Genomic DNA, 17304 nt, shown 5'->3' on the forward strand with positions numbered 1-17304 from the left:
GCGACGGCGGGGGCGGCGGGGGCGGCGAAGGGGGCCGCGAGGCGGAACCGCAGCCGACCGCCGTGGGCGAGGCGCTGTGGGCGCACCCGCTGCGCTTCCCGTTCACCCGCTGGGTGCCGCGCTGCTGGGCGTACCTGCTGGGCAGTGCGCTGCTCGGGCCGGTGCTGCTGGCGGTCCTCGTGGTGCTGCTGGTGCTCGGCCTGGGCCTGGGGGCGATCGGCGTCGGGATCCCGCTGCTGGTCGCCCTGGCGCTCATCGGCATTCCGACCGCCACCGCGGCCCGGTGGCGGCTGCGGCTGGTGGAGCCGGTCCCGCTGCCCGACCCGCACCGCAGCCTGCCCGGGGCGGGCCGCCGGGCCCGCATCCGCACCCGGCTGCGCGAGCGGGCCACCTGGCGCGAACTCGCCCATGCCGCGCTCGCCTCGACGGTGCTGGCCGCCGCCGCGCTCGGCTTCACCGCGCTGCTGGTGCTGTCCGGCCTGTACGTGCTCTCCCCGCTGGTGGTCTGGGCGCTCGCGCCGGAGACCGTGATGCTGATCCCCGGGCGCGCCGTCCCCGGGCCGCTCGCCGCCCTGCCGTTCACCGCCGCCGGGCTGGCGGGCCTGCTTCTCTGCGCGTACGCCGGGGCGCTGCTGACCGCCGCCGAGGTCGCGCTGGCCCGCTTCCTGCTCGCCCCCCGGGAGGACGACCTCGGCCGCCAGGTGCTCGAACTCACCCGTTCCCGGGCCAGGTTGGCCGACGCCTTCGAGGCGGAGCGGCGCCGGATCGAGCGCGACCTGCACGACGGGGCGCAGCAGCAGCTGGTCGCGCTCAGCATGACCCTCGGGCTCGCCGAGTACGAGCTGCGCGACCGGCAGGGCCGGGCGGCGGACCTCGTCACCCGGGCGCGCGGCGAGGCCCGGCAGGCGTTGGAGCAGCTGCGCGGACTGGTGCGCGGCATCCACCCGCAGGTGCTCACCGACCACGGGCTCGCGGCCGCCGTCGCCGAGGTCGCGCTGCGTCACCCGATCCCGGTGGAAGCCGACATCGAGCTCCCGGAGCGGCTGCACCCGGCCGTGGAGACCACCGCCTACTTCACCGTCACCGAGGCGCTCACCAACGCCGCCAAGCACAGCGGCGCCACCGCGATCACCGTCCGCGGGCGGGTCGCGGGGGGCCGGCTGGTCGTCCAGGTGACCGACGACGGCCGCGGCGGGGCGGACCCGGCCGCCGGGGCCGGACTGGCGGGACTCGCCGACCGGGTGGCACTGCTGAGAGGACGGCTGATGGTGACGAGCCCGACGGGCGGCCCGACGACGCTGCGGCTGGAGGTCCCGTGCTCCGGGTCGTGATCGCCGAGGACGCGGTGCTGCTGCGCGCCGGACTGGTCGAGCTCCTCGCCCTCGGCGGCCACCGGGTGACCGCCGCCGTCGGCGACGCCGAGGCGCTGGCCGCGGCCGTCGACGCCGAGCGGCCGGACATCGTGGTCACCGACGTCCGGATGCCCCCCGACCACACCGACGAGGGCCTGCGCGCCGCCCTCGCCCTGCGCGAGCGCCACCCCGGCCTGCCCGTCCTGGTCCTGTCCCAGTACGTGGCCACCCCGTACGCGACCCGGCTGCTGGCCGCCGCCGGTGCTCAACCGGCCGGTCTGGGCTACCTGTTGAAGGACCGGGTCGGTGACGTCGCGGACTTCCTGGACGCGCTGCGGCGGGTCGCGGACGGGGAGACGGTGATCGACCCCGACGTGGTCCGGGTGCTGCTGCGCGGCCGGTCGGGCGACCGCCCGCTGGCCCGCCTCACCCCGCGCGAGCGCGAGGTGCTCGCGCTGCTGGCCGAGGGCCTCAACAACCAGGCCGTGGCGGCCCGGTTGAGCATCACCGAGGCCTCGGTGGTGAAGCACTGCGGGAACATCTTCATGAAGCTGGACCTGGACCCGACCGAGGGCAACCGGCGGGTGCTCGCGGTGCTGGCGCACCTGCGCGGCGAGTGACCGGTCCGCCCGTCCGACGGCAATTCACCCACTTGTCACAGGGGTTGTGCGGCCGGAACGATGGCGTCATGGAGAGGACACGGGAACCGCAGAGCGCAATCGTCAACCGGCTGCTCAAGGGCGAGGCGACCAGGGAGGACACCACGACGGCGCAGACCAACTTCCTGCTGTGGCTGCGGCAGGAATGGGCCGGGGACGGCGACCGGGCGCTGGCGGCCTGCCAGGACACGCTGACGGCGGCCGGGGGCGAGGAGTGGCGGGCCATGCCGGAGCGTGATCTGTCCGCCCACGTCTGGCTGTTCAGCTTCTCCTGCCCGAGCCGCGACGACCTGCCGGGCCAGGCGAGGAACTGGGTGACGGCGGTCCGCGCCAATGGCGGGGCGCCCGCCATCGCCCGACTGGTCAGGCACCTGCGGGGGCAGGCGGAGTGACCGGAGCGGCCGGAGCCTCCTGGGCGGACGGAGGCCCGGGAACGGCCGGAGCGACTGGAGCGACTGGAGGAACCAGGGTGGCCGGGGGCCGGGGAACGGCCGGAACAGCGGGAACACCCGGAGCGCCCGGGCCCGGCAGTGGCGAAGCGGGGTCCAGCAACTCCGTGAGCCGCCGCGCCGAGGCCTCCCAGGTCCAGTGCTCCTCGACCCAGCGCCGCCCCGCCGCCCCCATCCGGGCGCGCTCGGCGGCCGGGGCCAGCAGGAGGCGGGTCAGGGCGGCGGCCACCTCGGCGGGATCGCGGCCGTCGACGACCGTGCCGGTGACGCCGTCCAGGACGGTGTCCGGGGCGCCGCCGGAGCGGCCGGCCACCACCGGGAGGCCGGCCGCGGCCGCCTCCAGGAAGACGATCCCCAGGCCCTCGGCCTCCAGGCCCAGCCGCCGGGTGCGGCACGGCATCGCGAAGACGTCCGCGCCGGCGTAGTGGACGGCCGTCCCGGCGTGGTCCAGGCCGCCGGTGAACACCACACTGCCCGGCTCGGTCAGCCGGCCGGCCAGGCCCCGCAGCCGGTCCTCGTCCGGGCCCCGGCCGACCAGCACCAGGGTGGTCCCGGGCACGGCCCGGCGGATCGCGGGCAGCGCGCGGATCAGCGCGTCCTGCCCCTTGCGCGGGACCAGCCGCGCCACGCAGAGGACCACCGGGGCGGCGGCCGGCACCCCGGTGGTGCCGGCCGGCCGGAAGACCGACGGGTCGACCCCCGGTACCAGGCGCACCAGCCGGGCGTCCGGCCCGAGCGCGGGGGCGATCCGGGCGCGGGTGTAGGCCCCGAGGAAGGTCACCGCGTCCGTGCTGCGGCCGATCCGGCGCAGCAGGCCGCGGGCGCCCGGGGTGCGGGCCCACCAGATCTCGTGTCCGTGCGTGGTGGCGACCGTGCGGCGGATGCCGGGCGCCAGCCGCCGCAGGCCGGGCGTCATCGCGGCGAGCGGGGCGGCGGCGCCGAACCAGACCCGGTCGCAGCCGTGCGCGCGGGCTATCGCGGCGGCCCGGCGGGTGGCCCGAGGGGTCGGCAGCAGGGTGCGGGCGCGGTCGCGGATCACCGGGTAGGGGAGAGCGGCGTCGTGGCGCTCCGCGCCGGGTTCGGCCGAGGTGTAGACCACGACGTCGTGGTCGGGGACGCGGTCGGCCATGGCCCGGACGAAGGTTTCGATGCCGCCCTGGCGCGGTGGGAAGTCGTTGGTGACGACGAGGGTGGTGCCCATGGCAGGCCTTTCGGAAGGGAGAGCGGAACGGAGAGCGGAACGGGGACCGGATCGGAGGACGAGAGGGGGAGCAGGACGAGGACGAGCGGCAGCGCGAGGTAGCCGAACCGCCCGGCGGGTGCCAGCAGGAAGGCCGCGGTCAGCCCGAGGGCCAGCCGGTGCGCCGCCGCGGCCGCGGTGCGGGGCGGTCGGAGGAGCAGGGACGCCCCGACGGCGAGCCCGGCGAGCAGCAGCAGGCCGACGGCGGCGTACCAGCCGGGCGGGCCGAGATCGGCGAGCAGCCGTCCGGGCAGCGGGCTGGCGGCCGGGGTGGGCAGCCGGCCGCGCCCGGTGGGGAAGGCGAACACCTGCTCCACCAGCGGCCCGGGCGCGCGCAGCGCCACCGGCAGCACGGCCACCGCCGCCGCGCCCACCGCGACGGCCGCCCCGCGCAGCGCCGCGCGCCGTCCGGCCGTGGCCGCCAGCAGGGCGGTCACCACGGCGAGTGCGGGCCAGGCCGTCCACTTCAGCGAGCAGGCGGCGGCCAGCGCCAACCCGGCCGCCACCGGCCGCCGTTCGGCGGCGCGGACGAGGGCGAGCCAGCAGAGGCCGATGAGCGGCAGGTCGACCCCGCTGACGCAGAGCGGCAGCGCGACCACCGGCGAGACGGTGAGCGCGGCGGCGCCGAGCCGGCGCCCGGCGGGCACCGTCCGCAGCACGCAGACCAGGAACACCGCCGCGCACCAGAGCCGGGCGTCGCCGAGCGGTGACCCGCCCAGCGGCGTGTCGTCCAGCAGCGCCCGGGGCAGGCCCAGCAGGGCCATGCCGGGAAGGTACGGGGTGTACTGGGCGACGGACGCCGGCTCGGCCAGGTACGGGGTGCCGGTGTGCAGCAGCAGCGACCCGGAGCGCTCGATCACCCCGACCTCGCTCTGCCCCCGCCCGTCCAGCACCAGCACGAGCAGCGGCACCAGCACCGCCCCGACGGCGGCGACCGCCACCGACACCTCACGCCCGCGCCGCCGCACCAGCGCCACGGCGAGTGCCGCCGACAGGTACCCGCAGGCCGCGAAGGTCCCCCAGCTCCGGTGCGGCCCGAGCCCGGACAGCACCGGAAACGCCCCCGCCCACCCGGCCGCCACCAGCCACCCGCCGCACCACCACCACCACGCCCGTTTCGCCACGCCTTCATTGCATCGCCGCAGCTCGGCGGGGTCATCACGGCCAGGTCGAGTCCTGTGGTCGGGTTTCCCCCACCTCCGCCGGGACGGCGACGGCCGCGGCCACGGTGGCGAGGACCGCGGAGGGCCGCAGAGGGCCGCGGAGGGGCCTCGGGGCGCGGCGGGGACGGGCCCGCTCCTCGCGTTGACGTTCGGTGGCCGGTGGATTACTGATCGTCCCCGGCCCACCGCTATCCTCGCCCTGTGGTGAGGTCGTGGGATGCGGCGGTGGAGCGGGCACAGGACCGGCTGGCGGCGGGGCCGCGGCTGCGGGCGGCCGGTCCGGGGGAGGAACGGCGGTTCGCCCTCTGGGACTTGGCGTCCCTGGTGGAGGGCGAGCTGGGCGAGCGGGTGGACCCGGACGGGCTGGCCCCGCCGGCGGAGCGCAGGTGGCGGGAGCGGCTGGGGGAGAGCGGGCGGGAGTGGCCGGGCGGGGAGCTGTACCGGCGGCGCTACTGGATCCGGGACGACGCGGGCGCGGTGGCGGGCACCGTCGCGGTGGACAACTGGACCAAGGGCCCGAGCCAGCTCGCCGTCTCCTCCCTCTACGTGACGCCGGCCGCGCGCGGCCGGGGCCTGGCCGCCGCCGCGCTGGACGAGGTGTACGCGGCGGCCACCGCCGAGGGCCTGCCGGGGTTCCGGCTGGAGGCGCACTGGACCTGGCAGCCGGCGGTCCGCTACTACCTGCGCCGGGGGCTGTGGGTGGTGGGCTGGAAGCGTGCGCTGTCCTTCGCCCGGATGCCCCAGCTCCCCGTGCACCGGGTGCGGGAGGAGGACGGCCGGCTGCTCCTGCTGGTCGCCGACCGGCTGCGCGGTTGGGTGCCGATACTGGCCGCCGGGCAGGAGGGCCGCTGGCTGCGGCTGGACGAGACGGCGGACTACCGGGGCTGCGACGGCTGGGTGCACGAGTACGCCCGCTCCACGCTGGCCCTGTGCCTGGCGCTGGCCGGCCGGCCGCTGGTGCGCGGCCCGCAGTGGTGGGCGGAGGCGTGGCGCTGGTCGGACGCGGGGGAGCCGGAGGGCCTGGCGTACCGGATCGAGGAGTTCGAGCGGGCGGCCCGGAAGGCGGGCCGGCCGATGGTGAGCCCCTACCGCCCGGCGTCGCCGCAGTCCGAGCCGCCGCAGTCCGGGCCGTCGCGCTCCGAGCCGCCTCGGCCGGGGCCGCGGCAGTCCGAGTCGCCTCGGTCGGGGCCGCCCCGGTCGGGGCTGCCGGAGCAGGCTCCGCCGGCATTCCCGCAGCTGGCAGACTCGGGGGATGGCTGAGATCGAGATCGACGGCGCCCCTGCCGACCCTGCGCGGCTGGCCGCGCTGGGGCTGCTCAACTACGGGCACTTCACCACCCTGCGGGCGGAGGAGGGCCGGGTGCGCGGTCTGGCGCTGCACCTGGACCGGCTGGTCCGGGACTGCCGGGTGCTGTTCGGCGCCGAGCTGGACCGGGCGGCGGTGCGGGCGCGGATCGGGGCGGTGCTGCCCGCCGACGGCGCGCCGGTGACCGTCCGGGTCACCGTGTACGACCCGGAGCTCGGCCTGGAGCGCCCCGCGGCCCCGGCCGCACCCGCCCTGCTGGTGACCACCCGCCCGGCCACGGCGGCCGCGCCCGCCCCGCTGCGGGTCCGCACCGCGGCGTACCGGCGGGAGCTGCCGGAGGTGAAGCACGTCGGCCTGTTCGGTTTGGTGCACCACCGCCGCTTGGCGCAACTGGCGGGCTTCGACGACGTGTTGCTGGTCGACGAGGACGGCCTGGTGGTCGAGGGCGCGACCTGGAACGTGGGCTTCCTGGCCGAGGAGAAGCTGGTCTGGCCGCAGGGGCCGAGCCTGCCGGGCGTGACCGAGGCCCTGCTGTCCGGCGCGTACCGGGGTCCGCAGTCCCGCGAGCCGCTGGCCGCCGACGGGCTGGACCGCTTCACCGCCGCCTTCGCGGTGAACGCGGGTGTCGGGGTGTGTCCGCTGGCGGCCGTGGACGGCACCGCCTTCGACCCCGCCCACCCGGTGCTCGCCGAGCTGCGCGCCGTCTACCTGGGGGTTCCCGCCGAACCGGTGGGGGGATAACCCCACCTCCGGTCCGCCGGTGGCCTGCATGGTCCGCGGAGTCCGTTCTCCCTAGGTTGGAGCACGTTGACGACGAGCGACGCTACGACGCGGAACCGAAGGAAGGCCCACCCATGGCACGCCGCCAAGACCGCCGCAGGACCGACGAGTTCGGGACGGACCAGTACGGCACCGATGGGTACGCCCCCGCCGCCCACGCCGCCCCCGCCGCCCCCGGGTACGGCACCCCCTACGGCACCGCCCCGCAGGCGGCCCCCGCGATCGAGCTGCGCGGGGTGCGCCGCACCTACGGGCGCGGCGAGGCGACGGTGCAGGCGCTGTGCGGGGTCGACCTGGCGCTGGCCCACGGCAGCTTCACCGCGGTGATGGGCCCGTCCGGCTCCGGCAAGTCCACCTTCCTCCAGTGCGCGGCGGGCCTGGACCGCCCGGACTCCGGGCAGGTCCGGCTCGGCGGCGAGGACATCACCGCGCTGAGCGAGAACCGGCTCACCAAGCTGCGCCGCAGCCGGATCGGCTTCGTCTTCCAGTCCTTCAACCTGCTGCCCTCGCTGACCGTCGAGCAGAACGTGCTGCTCCCGCAGCGGCTCGCCGGGGAGCGCCAGGACCGCGCCCGGGCGCGGGAGCTGCTGGGCCGGGTGGGCCTCGGCGAGCACGCCCGGCGCCGGCCCGGCCAGCTCTCCGGCGGCCAGCAGCAGCGGGTGGCGATCGCCCGCGCGCTGATCACCCGCCCGGACGTGGTGTTCGCCGACGAGCCGACCGGCGCCCTGGACACCCGGACCGCGCACGAGGTGCTCGCCCTGCTGCGCCAGGCCGTGGACTCGCTCGGCGCGACCGTGGTGATGGTGACCCACGACCCGGTGGCCGCCTCCTTCGCCGACCGGGTGCTGTTCCTGGCCGGCGGCGAGATCGTGGACGACCTGCCGCACCCGAGCCCGCAGACCGTCGCGGACCGGATGGTCGCGCTGACCGCCCGCCCGGTGGGAGTGGCGGCGTGACGAACGGACTCGCGCGCTCCTCGGTGCGCTTTCGGCCCGCCTCCTTCGCGGGCACCCTGGTCGCCCTGCTGCTGGGCGCCGTCGTGGTGGTGGCCTGCGGCGTGCTGCTGCAGACCGGTCTGACCGCGAGCCTGAAGCCCGCCCGGTACGCGGACGCCCCGGTGGTGGTCGCGGCCGAGCAGGCGGTGAAGATCCAGAAGAAGGTCGGCCAGGACACCGAGACCGTGGAGCAGGCCACCCCGGAGCGGGCCCGGACGGACGCCGCGCTGGTCGGCCGGCTGGCCGCGCTGCCCGGGGTCGCGGCCGCCCGCCCGGACACCGCCTTCCCGCTGCCCGCCACCGGCCCGGCGCCGGCCCTGACCGGCCGGGGCTTCGCCGCGCTCGGTATCGCCGGACCGGGCGACACCCTGGTCGAGGGCCGCGCGCCCGGCGCGAACGAGGTGGTGCTGGACGCCGACACGGCGCACGCCGCCCACCTCGCCCCCGGCGCGCGCCTCACGCTCACCGCGCCCGGCGGCACCGCGGACTACCGGGTCTCCGGTCTGGCCGCCGCCCAGCAGGCCGGGCCCACCGCCTGGTTCGCCGACGCCACCGCCGACCGGCTCTCCGGCCACCCCGGCCGGATCGACGCCGTCGCCGTCCAGCCCCGCGCGGGCGTGAGCACCGCCGCGCTCGCCGCACAGGTCCGCCAGGCCGTCGGCGGCGAGGCCAGGACCTTCACCGGCGACGACCGGGGCGCCGTCGAGCACCCCGCCCTCGGCGGCGCCCGCAGCCTGCTGATGGCCCTCGGCGGCACCTTCGGCGGCTACGCCACCATGACCGCGGTCTTCGTGGTGATGAGCACCGTCGCCCTCGCCACCGGCCAGCGCGCCCGCGAGTTCGCCCTGCTGCGCGCCGTCGGTGCCACGCCGCGCCAGATCCGCCGCACCATCGCCGCCGAGGCGATGCTGGTCGCGCCGCTCGCCGCGGCGCTCGGCATCCTGCCCGGACTCGCCCTCGCCCGCTGGTGGTTCGGCCAGCTGGTCGAGCGCGGCGCCGTCCCCGCGGACGTCCGCCTGGACGTCGGCCCGCTGCCGATGCTCGTCGCCGTCCTCGCCTGCACCCTCGCCGCGCTGACCGCCGGCTTCCTGGCCTCCCGCCGGCCGTCCCGGATGCGAGCCGCCCAGGCGCTCGGCGAGGCCTCCGTCGAACCGCCCCGCCCGGGCCGGGTGCGCACCGTCCTCGGGCTGGTCTTCGCCGCCGGCGGCGCCGCGGCCGCCGCCGTCGCCAACTCCCTGGACGGCGCGCAGGCCGCCCAGACCGCGCTCGGCGTGGTGATGTGCCTGATGATGGCCGTCGCCCTGCTCGGCCCCTGGCTGGCCCGGGCCGCCGCCGCGATCCTCGGCGCCCCGCTGCGGGCCGGCGGCGCCCCCGGCTCGCTGGCCGCCGACAACACCCGCGCCAACGCCCGCCGGCTGGCCTCCGCGATCACCCCGATCGTCCTGGTCACCGCCTTCTGCGGCACCCTGCTGATCCTGCAGAGCACCGTGCGCCACACCGCCGGCGAGAACGTCCGGGCCGGCGTCACCGCCGACCACGTGGTCGGCGCCACCGGCCCCGGCCTGCCCGCCGGGACGGCCGAGCGGGCGGCCCGGGTGCCCGGCGTGGACACCGCCGTCGGCGTGCTGCGCACCGGCGTCGTCTACGAGAACGGCGGCCAGCTGGGCTCCGCCCCCGTGCTCGGCGTCGACGGCGACCCGGCGCGGCTGCCGAAGGTGCTCGACCTGGGCGTGCGCAGCGGCACGCTCGCCGACCTCGGCCGCGCCCCCGACACCATCGCGCTGAGCGCCACCCTGGCCGACGCGCTCGGCGCCGGGGTCGGCGACCGGGTCCCGCTCCGGCTCGGCGACGGCACCGCCGTGCGGCCCGCCGTGGTCGCGGTGTACGACCGCGGGCTCGGCGTCGGCCAGGCGCTGCTGCCCCGGGCCGCGGTGGCCGCGCATGTCACCGCCGGGTACGACAGCCAGGTGCTGGTCGCCGACGCACCGGGCGCCGACCCCGCGGCGGTGGCCGCCGGGCTGGGCACGCTGGCCGGGGCCGCGGTGACCGACCGGGCCGGGTTCGTCGCCCAGTCCGACAAGGACCTGGAGCTCAGCGGCTGGGCCAACACCGTGATGGCCGCCGTGCTCGGCGGGTTCGCCGCCGTCAGCGCCGCCAACACCCTGGTGATGACGGTGCTGGACCGGCGCCGCGAGGTCGCGCTGCTGCGCCTGGCCGGCACCACCCGGCGCCAGGTGCGCGGCATGATGCGCTGGGAGGCGCTGTTGGTGGCCTCGACCGGGCTGGCGGTCGGCGCGGCCATCGCCGGGATCACCCTGGTGCCGGTCGCCCGGGGCGTGGCCGGCTCCGCCCCGTACGTGCCGCCGATGCTCGCCCTGCCGCTGGCCGCCGGAGCCGTGCTGCTCTGCCTCGCGGCGACCGGGATGCCGGTCCGGGCGCTGCTGCGGACCCGGCCGGCGGCGCTGGGCGCGGTGCGCCAGTAGCGGTACGCCAGTAGCGGTACGCCGGTAACGGGGCCGGGGCCGGGGCCGGGGCGGGCCGCGGGGGAAGGGGGTGCCCTTGAGGACGACTCAAGGGCACCCCCTTCCTTCGGGTGGGAACGGCGGCCCGGGCGGGGGGTTCATGGGAAGCGCATGACCTTCCAATGACCTTGACAAGGGCTGATCGTGATGTCGCATCAGCTACGCTCGCGCCCGCCCCGCCAGACCGTCGACGCAGAGAGTAGCCCGACATGAGCAGTCCTCCCGCGGCCCCCGCGCCCCGCTGGCCGCTGATCCTGCTGCGCGCCTCCACCACCCTGCTGGCCCTGCTGTCACTGCTCCAGGTCATGCTGGCCGGCAGCTTCCTGAACGGCACCTACGACTCCCTGAAGGACCACGAGGGCAACGCGATGATGCTGGCCACCGTGGTGGTGATCCAGCTCGCGGTGGCCGTCGCCGTCCGGTGGCCCGGCCGGGGCCCGCTCTGGCCGCTGTGGACCACCCTCCTGCTCACCGTCGCCGTCGTCGGCCAGATCACGGCCGGCTACGCCCGGGCGCTCGGCGTGCACGTCACGCTCGGCGTCCTGCTGGTCAGCGGCGTGCTCTTCGGCCTGGTCGGCGCCTGGCGGCTGCCGCTGCCCGCCGGGCACGCCCCGGGCGTCGGCGGCCCCGACGGCACCGGACGGCTGCCGCGCCCCGGCGGACCGGTGGAGGTGTCCCGGTGAACCGGCGCCGGTTCCTGGGCGTCGGCGCCTCCGTCCTCGGCGCGGGCGCCCTGGCCGCCGTCGCCGTCCCCTCCGTCGCCCGGCTGCTCGCCGAGGGCCGCCCCGGGCAGTTGCTGAGCAGCGAACTCGACCTGCCGGAGGCCTTCCGGGCCGCGCTGCCGGTGCCGCCCGTGCTGCAGCCGGTGCGCAGCGACGCGACGGGCGACTACTACGAGATCACCCAGCAGGTCGCCCGGCTGGAGATCCTGCCCGGGGTACGGACCGAGGCCTGGACGTACGGGGGCGGCTTCCCCGGGCCGACCGTGGTCACCCGCGCCGGGCGGGCGGCGGTGGTCAAGCACCGCAACGAGCTGCCGGTGCCCTCGGTGACCCACCTGCACGGCGGACACACCCCGGCGGACAGCGACGGCTACCCGGTCGACCTGCTGCTGCCGGTCGGGTCCTCGGCGGACGCCACGTCCGGCACGGCCGGAATGGCGGGCATGGCCGGCATGGCGGGGATGGCCGGGATGTCCGGGACGGACCACCCGGCGGCCCGCACCGCCGTCGGCGAGCGCACGTACACCTATCCCGGCAAGCAGCGCGCCGCCACCCTCTGGTACCACGACCACCGGATGGGCTTCACCGGCCCCGGCGTCTGGCGCGGACTGGCCGGCTTCCACCTCGTGCACGACGACGAGGAGGCCGCGCTGCCGCTGCCGCGCGGCGACCGGGACCTGCCGCTGATGATCGCCGACCGCTCCTTCGCCGCCGACGGCTCCTTCCGCTACCCCGCCGTCGACCCCGGGCTCGCCGAGCCGGGCGTCACCGACGCCTACGCCAACGGCGTGCTCGGCGACGTCATCCTGGTCAACGGCGCGCCCTGGCCCCGACTGGACGTCGACCGGGCGCACTACCGGCTGCGGCTGCTCAACGCCTCCAACGCCCGGCTCTACCGGCTCGAACTCGACCCGCAGCCCGAGGGCGGCGGCGCCCTGGTCCAGATCGGTTCCGACGGCGGCCTGCTCGCCGCCCCGGTCCGGCACGACGGCATCGAGATCGCCCCCGCCGAACGCTTCGACGTCGTGGTCGACTTCTCCCGCTACGCGCCCGGCACCCGGGTCCGGCTGGTCAACCGCTTCGGCAGCGGCCGGACGGCCGAGGTGATGCGCTTCGACGTCACCGCGAAGCAGCCGGCCGACGACGCGACCGTGCCCGACCGGCTCGCCACCGTCGAGGCCCTGGACGCCTCCGCGGCCGTCACCACCCGCGACTTCACCTTCCGGCGCAGCCGCGGCGACGGCTGGACCATCAACGGCCGCCCGTACACCCCCGGCCGCAGCATCGCCACGCCCGCCCTCGGCGCGGTCGAGCTCTGGCGCTTCTCCACCGACCTGCACCACCCGGTGCACGTCCACCTGGACCACTTCCAGGTGATCGGCCGCAACGGCGCGGACCCCGGCCCGTACGACGCGGGGTGGAAGGACACCGTGGACCTGCGTCCGGCCGAGGCGGTGGAGGTGCTCGTGCGCTTCACCGACTACGCGGGGGCGTACATGCTGCACTGCCACAACCTGGAGCACGAGGACATGGCGATGATGGCGGACTTCACGGTGCGCTGAGGAGCGGGCCACCCGGACGGCGCAGTGCCGGAGGGCGTGCGCTGCGCCCTCCGGCACTCCTGCCCTAGCGTCGCGGGAAGAGGACCCGCCGACGGACGGAGCCGCCGCCATGACCACCCCCGCCGAACGCCGCCGCCGCGGCCGGGCCGCCCGGGAGCGGATCTCCCGCTCCGCCCACGGCCGGTGGATCCCCGCCGCCGACCGGCCCGACCCGCTCGACGTGCTGGAACGGCAGTGCGAGGACCGGATCACCCGGCTGCTGCCGATCCGCCGCGGCCGGATGGCGGCGAGCCCCTTCGCCTACCTGCGCGGCGCCGCCGCCGTCCTGGCGGCCGACCTCGGCGCCCTCCCCGAGACCGGCCTCACCGTCCAACTCTGCGGCGACGCCCACCTGTTGAACTTCGGCCTGTACGCCTCGCCGGAACGCGCACTGCTCTTCGACGTCAACGACTTCGACGAGACCCACCCCGGCCCCTTCGAATGGGACGTCAAACGGCTCGCCGCCAGCGTCGCCGTCGCCGCCCGCGACAACGGCCAGGACGAGCAGCGGGCGCGCCGGGCCGCGCTCACCGCCGTCCAGGGGTACGCGGACGCCATGCGGCGACTGGCAAGAAAGGGCGAACTCGACGTCTGGTACGCCCGGGTGGACACCGCCGACCTCCCGGCACTGCTGGGCAAGCCGGGACAGCGCAAGCAACTGGAGTCCGGCCTCGCCCACGCCCGCAGCCGCACCAGCCTGCAGGCTTTCGGCAAACTCACCGAGGAACGGGACGGGCGGCGCCGGATCATCAGCGCACCGCCGCTGATCGAACCACTGAAACGGACCGAACTGCGCGCCGTCGGCCAGGTGTTCAGCGACTACCGGTCGACCCTCCCGGAGTCCCGCCGGGTGCTGCTGGACCGCTTCCGCTTCGTCGACGCGGCGACCAAGGTGGTCGGCGTGGGCAGCGTCGGCACCCGCTGCTACATCCTGCTGCTGGAAGGCCGGGACGGCCGCGACCCGCTGTTCCTCCAGCTCAAGGAGGCCGGCCGGTCGGTGCTGGAGGAACACCTGCCGCCGCTGCGGGTGGACGCCGAGGTGTCCGCCCACCACGGCGGCCGCCGGGTCGTCACCGGGCAGCACCTGATGCAGGCCGCCAGCGACATCTTCCTCGGCTGGACCACGGGCCCCGGCGGCCGCCACTACTACGGCCGCCAACTGCGCGACATGAAGGGCTCGACGGAGATCGCCGACCTCACCCCCTCCGGCCTGCGCGCCTACGCCGAGCTCTGCGGCCGCACCCTCGCCCGCGCCCACGCACGCACCGGCGACCGCCTGGCCATCGCCGGCTACCTCGGCAGCGCGGACACCTTCGCCGAGGCCGTCGCCGACTTCGCCCTCCGCCACGCGGACCGCACGAAGGCCGACCACGGCGAACTGGTGGCGGCGATCGAGGACGGGCGGCTGGCGGCGGTGTCCGGGGTGTGAGCCGGGCGCTTTGAGGCGGGTCTTCGAACTCCTCGACTCCCGGCTCAACCGACGCTCCGAGGCGCCGCCGCCACCAGCAGCGCGGCGGCGACCAGCAGGCCGCCCGCGTAGAACGGGCCGAGCCCGCCGGCCGCCGTACCGAGGGAGGCGGCGGCCAGCAGCGGGCCGGCGGTGGCGCCGAGGTTGAGGGCGGCGGTCGCACAGGCGCCGGCCAGGGAGGGGGCCCCGGCCGCCTCGTACAACACCCGGGTGATCAGCGTGCCGCCGACCGCGAAGGACAGCGCACCCAGCAGGAACACCAGCGGCAGCAGCGCGCCCGGTGCCCCGGCCAGAACGGCGAGCGCGGGCCAGCCCGCCAGCAGCAGCGTGCCGCCGACCGCGAGGACCGGACCGGAATGCCGGTCCGCGAGCCGCCCCGCGACGGTGACCCCGGTGAACGAGCCGGCGCCGAACAGGACCAGCGCGACCGGCACCCACAGTTCGCCCAACCCAGCGGGTCCGGTCACCACGGGGGCGAGGAAGGTGAACCCGCCGAAGGTCGCCGCGTTCACCAGCCCGGCGAGCAGCATCGCGCGGAGCAGCCGGGGGCGGCGCAGCTCGGCGAGCTCCGCCCGCAGGGCCGTCGTCGCGGACCGGTCGGCCCGAACGGTGACGGACGGCAGACCCCTGGCGATGCCGACGGCGGCCGGCAGGCAGAGCAGGGCGACCGCCCAGAACGCGGCCCGCCACCCGAACACCGCGCCCAGCACCGCCCCGCCCGGGACACCGGCCACCGTCGCCACCGTCGTCCCCGACAGCAGCACGGCGAGCGCCCGCCCCTTGCGGTCCGCCGGGACCAGCGCGGCGGCGGTGGTCAGCGCCACGGCCAGGAACCCTGCGTTGGCGAGCGCGGCCACCACCCGGGTGGCCAGCAGCACCGGGAAGCTCGCGGTGACCGCCCCGACCGCGTGCGCCGCCGCGAACGCCAGGACGAACCCGAGCAGGCTGCCGCGCCCCGGCCGGCTGCGGACGAGTACGGCCATCAGCGGCGCGCCGACCGCCATCCCGACCGCGAAGGCCGAGGTCAGCCCGCCGGCCGTGCCGACGGTGACGCCGAGGTCGGCGGCGAGGCCGGGCAGCAGCCCGGCGAGCATGAACTCCGAAGTGCCCATGGCGAACACGGCCAGGGCGAGCAGATAGAGCGGAAGGGGCATCGAGAGGCTCCGAAGTGGGGGAACGAGAAGGACGGACGTCTCGTCACCGCACGCTCAACCCCCGGGCGGCGCGGACGTGGCGCTCGCTCGGACCTCGGTGGTTCAGTGCTTCCGGGTTTCAGGGGGCCGACGGCGCGTGACCGAAAGCCCCCACCCTGGATGCCTCAGGGCTCGACATGCCCGGCAGGCTACCCGACCCTCCGCCGTCGAAGCATCCGGTTTTCCAGGTGGACGGGCCCGGTCCGCGGTCGTCCGCCTGCGCCGGGATCGTCACGCCGTCCAAGGTGCCCCGCAAGGGGGTTCGATGAATCGTGTGAGAATCGGCGGGGTCCTGGCCGCGACGGCCCTGTTGCCGCCGGCCGTGGGCGCGGTGGGACGGTTGGAGTCCCGCAGTGGCGGACGGGCCGTGGTGGCCGACGCCCTGAACCGGCCGGTGCTGCTGGTCGGCGCGGCCGGCGTCCTGCTCCTGGCCGCGCGCCTGATCCGCGGCCGTCGGGACACGGTCGGCGGGGTGGTGACGGCGGTCGGGGTCCTCGGGCTGCTGTTCGCGGTGGGCGCATCCGTCCTCGGCTCGTTCCAGGAGCTGGTCCGCTCGGACACGCGCACGAGCTCCCCCGGCCGGACGGACCACGTCCTGACCGTGGTCAACCGCGGCTACTCGGAGCAGGAGAGCAACACCTTCCACATCGCGCTGGAGACCGGCACCGGCCTCTCGGCCCGCCGCTGGCACGTCCTCACCGTCCAACAGGCGTTCCCGGGGCAGGGCGAGTTCGTCTCGGCGCAGTGGTCCGACGCCGGCCACGTCCGCATCACCACCGACGCCGGGTACCGCGTCTTCACCGTCGACCCGGACTCCGGCGAACCGACCCTCACCGAGAGCGCGGGCAAGGTGCGGACCGTCTAGGTTCCCGGCAGGCGGCCACGATGCGCGGCTCGACCACTGCCAGGGGGAACAGGGCACCGGACAACCTGTCGGCCGGGCCGGGCCGAGAGGCCACCTCTAGGATGCCGGGAAACCGAAGAGGGGGTTCGATGACGAACCGTGGGAGAGCCGGCGGCATCGTGGCCGCCACCGCGCTGCTGCTGCCGCCGGCGCTGTGGGCGGTGGGGCGCATGGAGTCGGGCGACGGCGGGCGGGCGGTGCTGGCCGACGTCCTGAACCGGCCGTGGGCGATGCTCGGTCTGGCCGCCGTCCTGCTGCTGGCGGCGGTCGTGGTCCGCGGCCGGTGGGACGTCGTCGGCGGGCTGGCGGCGGCGTTCGCGGTGTTCGGGCTGCTGCTGACGGGTGGCGGCCACGTCCTCCAGACGTTCGGCCCGAAGGTCCACGGGGTGAGCCGCACCGCCTCCCCGGAGCGGGCGGACCACGTTCTGACGGTGGCCCACCACGACGATCCGGAGGGCTACAACGGCCGCTACTTCGTCCGGCTGGAGACCGGCACCGGCCTGTCGACCCGCCGCTGGGACGTGCTCGCCCTCCACACGGGCGGCTTCCGGGGCGAGGGGGAGTTCGTCTCGGCGGAGTGGGCCGGGTCCGGCCGGGTCCGCGTCGACACCGACGCCGGCTACCGCGTCTTCACCGTCGACCCGGGCTCCGGCGAGCCGACCCTCACCGAGAGCGTCGGCGAGCTGAAGTCCCTCGTGCACCGGGTCTGAACTGCGGGATCGTCCGCAGGGATTGTCAGTGGGGTGTGCAAGGGTGACGTCATGCTGGCGATCGCGGTGCAGACGAACGAGACGCGGCACCTGAGGGTGTCGGCGGACGAACTGGCGGGGATGGTCCGGCGCATCGGTGCGCCGTACGACCGCTTCCTCGTCGTGGAGCGGATACCGGACCTGCCGGACGTGTACGTGCAGGTGTGGCACGCCGACGGGGAGGAGTACACGCTGGAGCAC

15 protein-coding genes and 1 pseudogene are annotated in these 17304 nt (G+C 76.5%); 13 read left to right on the plus strand and 3 right to left on the minus strand.

Annotation, left to right across the window (positions count from 1 at the left end; all coding sequences use genetic code 11):
* Positions 1–62: 62 nt before the first annotated feature.
* The 3 genes from ACFVGO_RS28305 to ACFVGO_RS28315 all read left to right on the plus strand — a co-directional run bounded on the left by ACFVGO_RS28305 (position 63) and on the right by ACFVGO_RS28315 (position 2403).
* Positions 63–1331, plus strand: coding sequence for a sensor domain-containing protein (locus ACFVGO_RS28305; RefSeq protein WP_359897689.1), 1269 nt, complete (start codon positions 63–65; stop codon positions 1329–1331).
* Positions 1316–1972, plus strand: a complete 657-nt coding sequence (locus ACFVGO_RS28310) for a response regulator transcription factor (protein WP_359897632.1) — start codon at positions 1316–1318, stop codon at positions 1970–1972. Before ACFVGO_RS28305 ends, ACFVGO_RS28310 begins: the two co-directional genes overlap by 16 nt.
* Positions 1973–2040: 68 nt before the next feature.
* Complete coding sequence (locus ACFVGO_RS28315; protein ID WP_359897633.1) at positions 2041–2403, plus strand: hypothetical protein; 363 nt, start codon at positions 2041–2043, stop codon at positions 2401–2403.
* Here ACFVGO_RS28315 and ACFVGO_RS28320 read toward each other — a convergent pair.
* On the minus strand, positions 2375–3589 hold the full coding sequence (locus ACFVGO_RS28320) for a glycosyltransferase family 4 protein (RefSeq protein ID WP_380634815.1): 1215 nt from the start codon (positions 3587–3589) through the stop codon (positions 2375–2377). The two genes, ACFVGO_RS28315 and ACFVGO_RS28320, sit on opposite strands and share 29 nt — an antisense overlap.
* Positions 3496–4752: a glycosyltransferase 87 family protein gene (locus ACFVGO_RS28325; protein ID WP_380634817.1), complete on the minus strand. Its 1257-nt coding sequence runs from the start codon at positions 4750–4752 to the stop codon at positions 3496–3498. Before ACFVGO_RS28325 ends, ACFVGO_RS28320 begins: the two co-directional genes overlap by 94 nt.
* A gap of 312 nt (positions 4753–5064) precedes the next feature.
* Here ACFVGO_RS28325 and ACFVGO_RS28330 point away from each other — a divergent pair, with 312 nt between their 5' ends.
* The 7 genes from ACFVGO_RS28330 to ACFVGO_RS28360 all read left to right on the plus strand — a co-directional run bounded on the left by ACFVGO_RS28330 (position 5065) and on the right by ACFVGO_RS28360 (position 14218).
* Positions 5065–6123, plus strand: a complete 1059-nt coding sequence (locus tag ACFVGO_RS28330) for a GNAT family N-acetyltransferase (RefSeq protein ID WP_380634819.1) — start codon at positions 5065–5067, stop codon at positions 6121–6123.
* Positions 6116–6910 carry an aminotransferase class IV gene (locus ACFVGO_RS28335; RefSeq protein ID WP_380634821.1) on the plus strand — a complete coding sequence of 265 codons (795 nt, stop codon included), beginning with the start codon at positions 6116–6118 and terminating at the stop codon, positions 6908–6910. The genes ACFVGO_RS28330 and ACFVGO_RS28335 overlap by 8 nt, the downstream gene beginning before the upstream one ends.
* Positions 6911–7023: 113 nt before the next feature.
* The gene (locus ACFVGO_RS28340; RefSeq protein ID WP_380352859.1) at positions 7024–7905 is read left to right on the plus strand and encodes an ABC transporter ATP-binding protein; all 882 of its coding nucleotides are present in this window, start codon (positions 7024–7026) and stop codon (positions 7903–7905) included.
* Positions 7902–10427 carry an FtsX-like permease family protein gene (locus ACFVGO_RS28345; protein WP_380634823.1) on the plus strand — a complete coding sequence of 842 codons (2526 nt, stop codon included), beginning with the start codon at positions 7902–7904 and terminating at the stop codon, positions 10425–10427. The genes ACFVGO_RS28340 and ACFVGO_RS28345 overlap by 4 nt, the downstream gene beginning before the upstream one ends.
* 248 nt (positions 10428–10675) lie before the next feature.
* Positions 10676–11149: a hypothetical protein gene (locus tag ACFVGO_RS28350; RefSeq protein ID WP_380634825.1), complete on the plus strand. Its 474-nt coding sequence runs from the start codon at positions 10676–10678 to the stop codon at positions 11147–11149.
* Complete coding sequence (locus ACFVGO_RS28355; RefSeq protein WP_380634827.1) at positions 11146–12750, plus strand: multicopper oxidase family protein; 1605 nt, start codon at positions 11146–11148, stop codon at positions 12748–12750. The genes ACFVGO_RS28350 and ACFVGO_RS28355 overlap by 4 nt, the downstream gene beginning before the upstream one ends.
* 109 nt (positions 12751–12859) lie before the next feature.
* Positions 12860–14218, plus strand: a complete 1359-nt coding sequence (locus ACFVGO_RS28360; RefSeq protein WP_380634829.1) for a DUF2252 domain-containing protein — start codon at positions 12860–12862, stop codon at positions 14216–14218.
* A 44-nt stretch (positions 14219–14262) separates the two neighbouring features.
* On the opposite strand, the gene ACFVGO_RS28365 is transcribed toward ACFVGO_RS28360, so the two are convergent.
* Positions 14263–15411: a Cmx/CmrA family chloramphenicol efflux MFS transporter gene (locus tag ACFVGO_RS28365; protein ID WP_380634831.1), complete on the minus strand. Its 1149-nt coding sequence runs from the start codon at positions 15409–15411 to the stop codon at positions 14263–14265.
* A gap of 304 nt (positions 15412–15715) precedes the next feature.
* On the opposite strand from ACFVGO_RS28365, the gene ACFVGO_RS28370 reads away from it, so the two are divergent.
* The 3 genes and pseudogenes from ACFVGO_RS28370 to ACFVGO_RS28380 form a co-directional block, all read left to right on the plus strand.
* A complete protein-coding gene (locus ACFVGO_RS28370) occupies positions 15716–16315 on the plus strand; it encodes a hypothetical protein (protein ID WP_380634833.1) in 600 nt (199 codons plus the stop codon).
* Between the two features lie 128 nt (positions 16316–16443).
* Positions 16444–17064: a hypothetical protein gene (locus tag ACFVGO_RS28375; protein ID WP_380634835.1), complete on the plus strand. Its 621-nt coding sequence runs from the start codon at positions 16444–16446 to the stop codon at positions 17062–17064.
* 51 nt (positions 17065–17115) lie between these two features.
* Positions 17116–17304 (plus strand): annotated as a pseudogene (locus ACFVGO_RS28380) (hypothetical protein); the annotation flags it as partial.

Source organism: Kitasatospora sp. NPDC057738, assembly GCF_042798815.1.
In the GTDB taxonomy this organism is placed as follows: Bacteria; Actinomycetota; Actinomycetes; order Streptomycetales; family Streptomycetaceae; genus Kitasatospora; species Kitasatospora lactacystinica.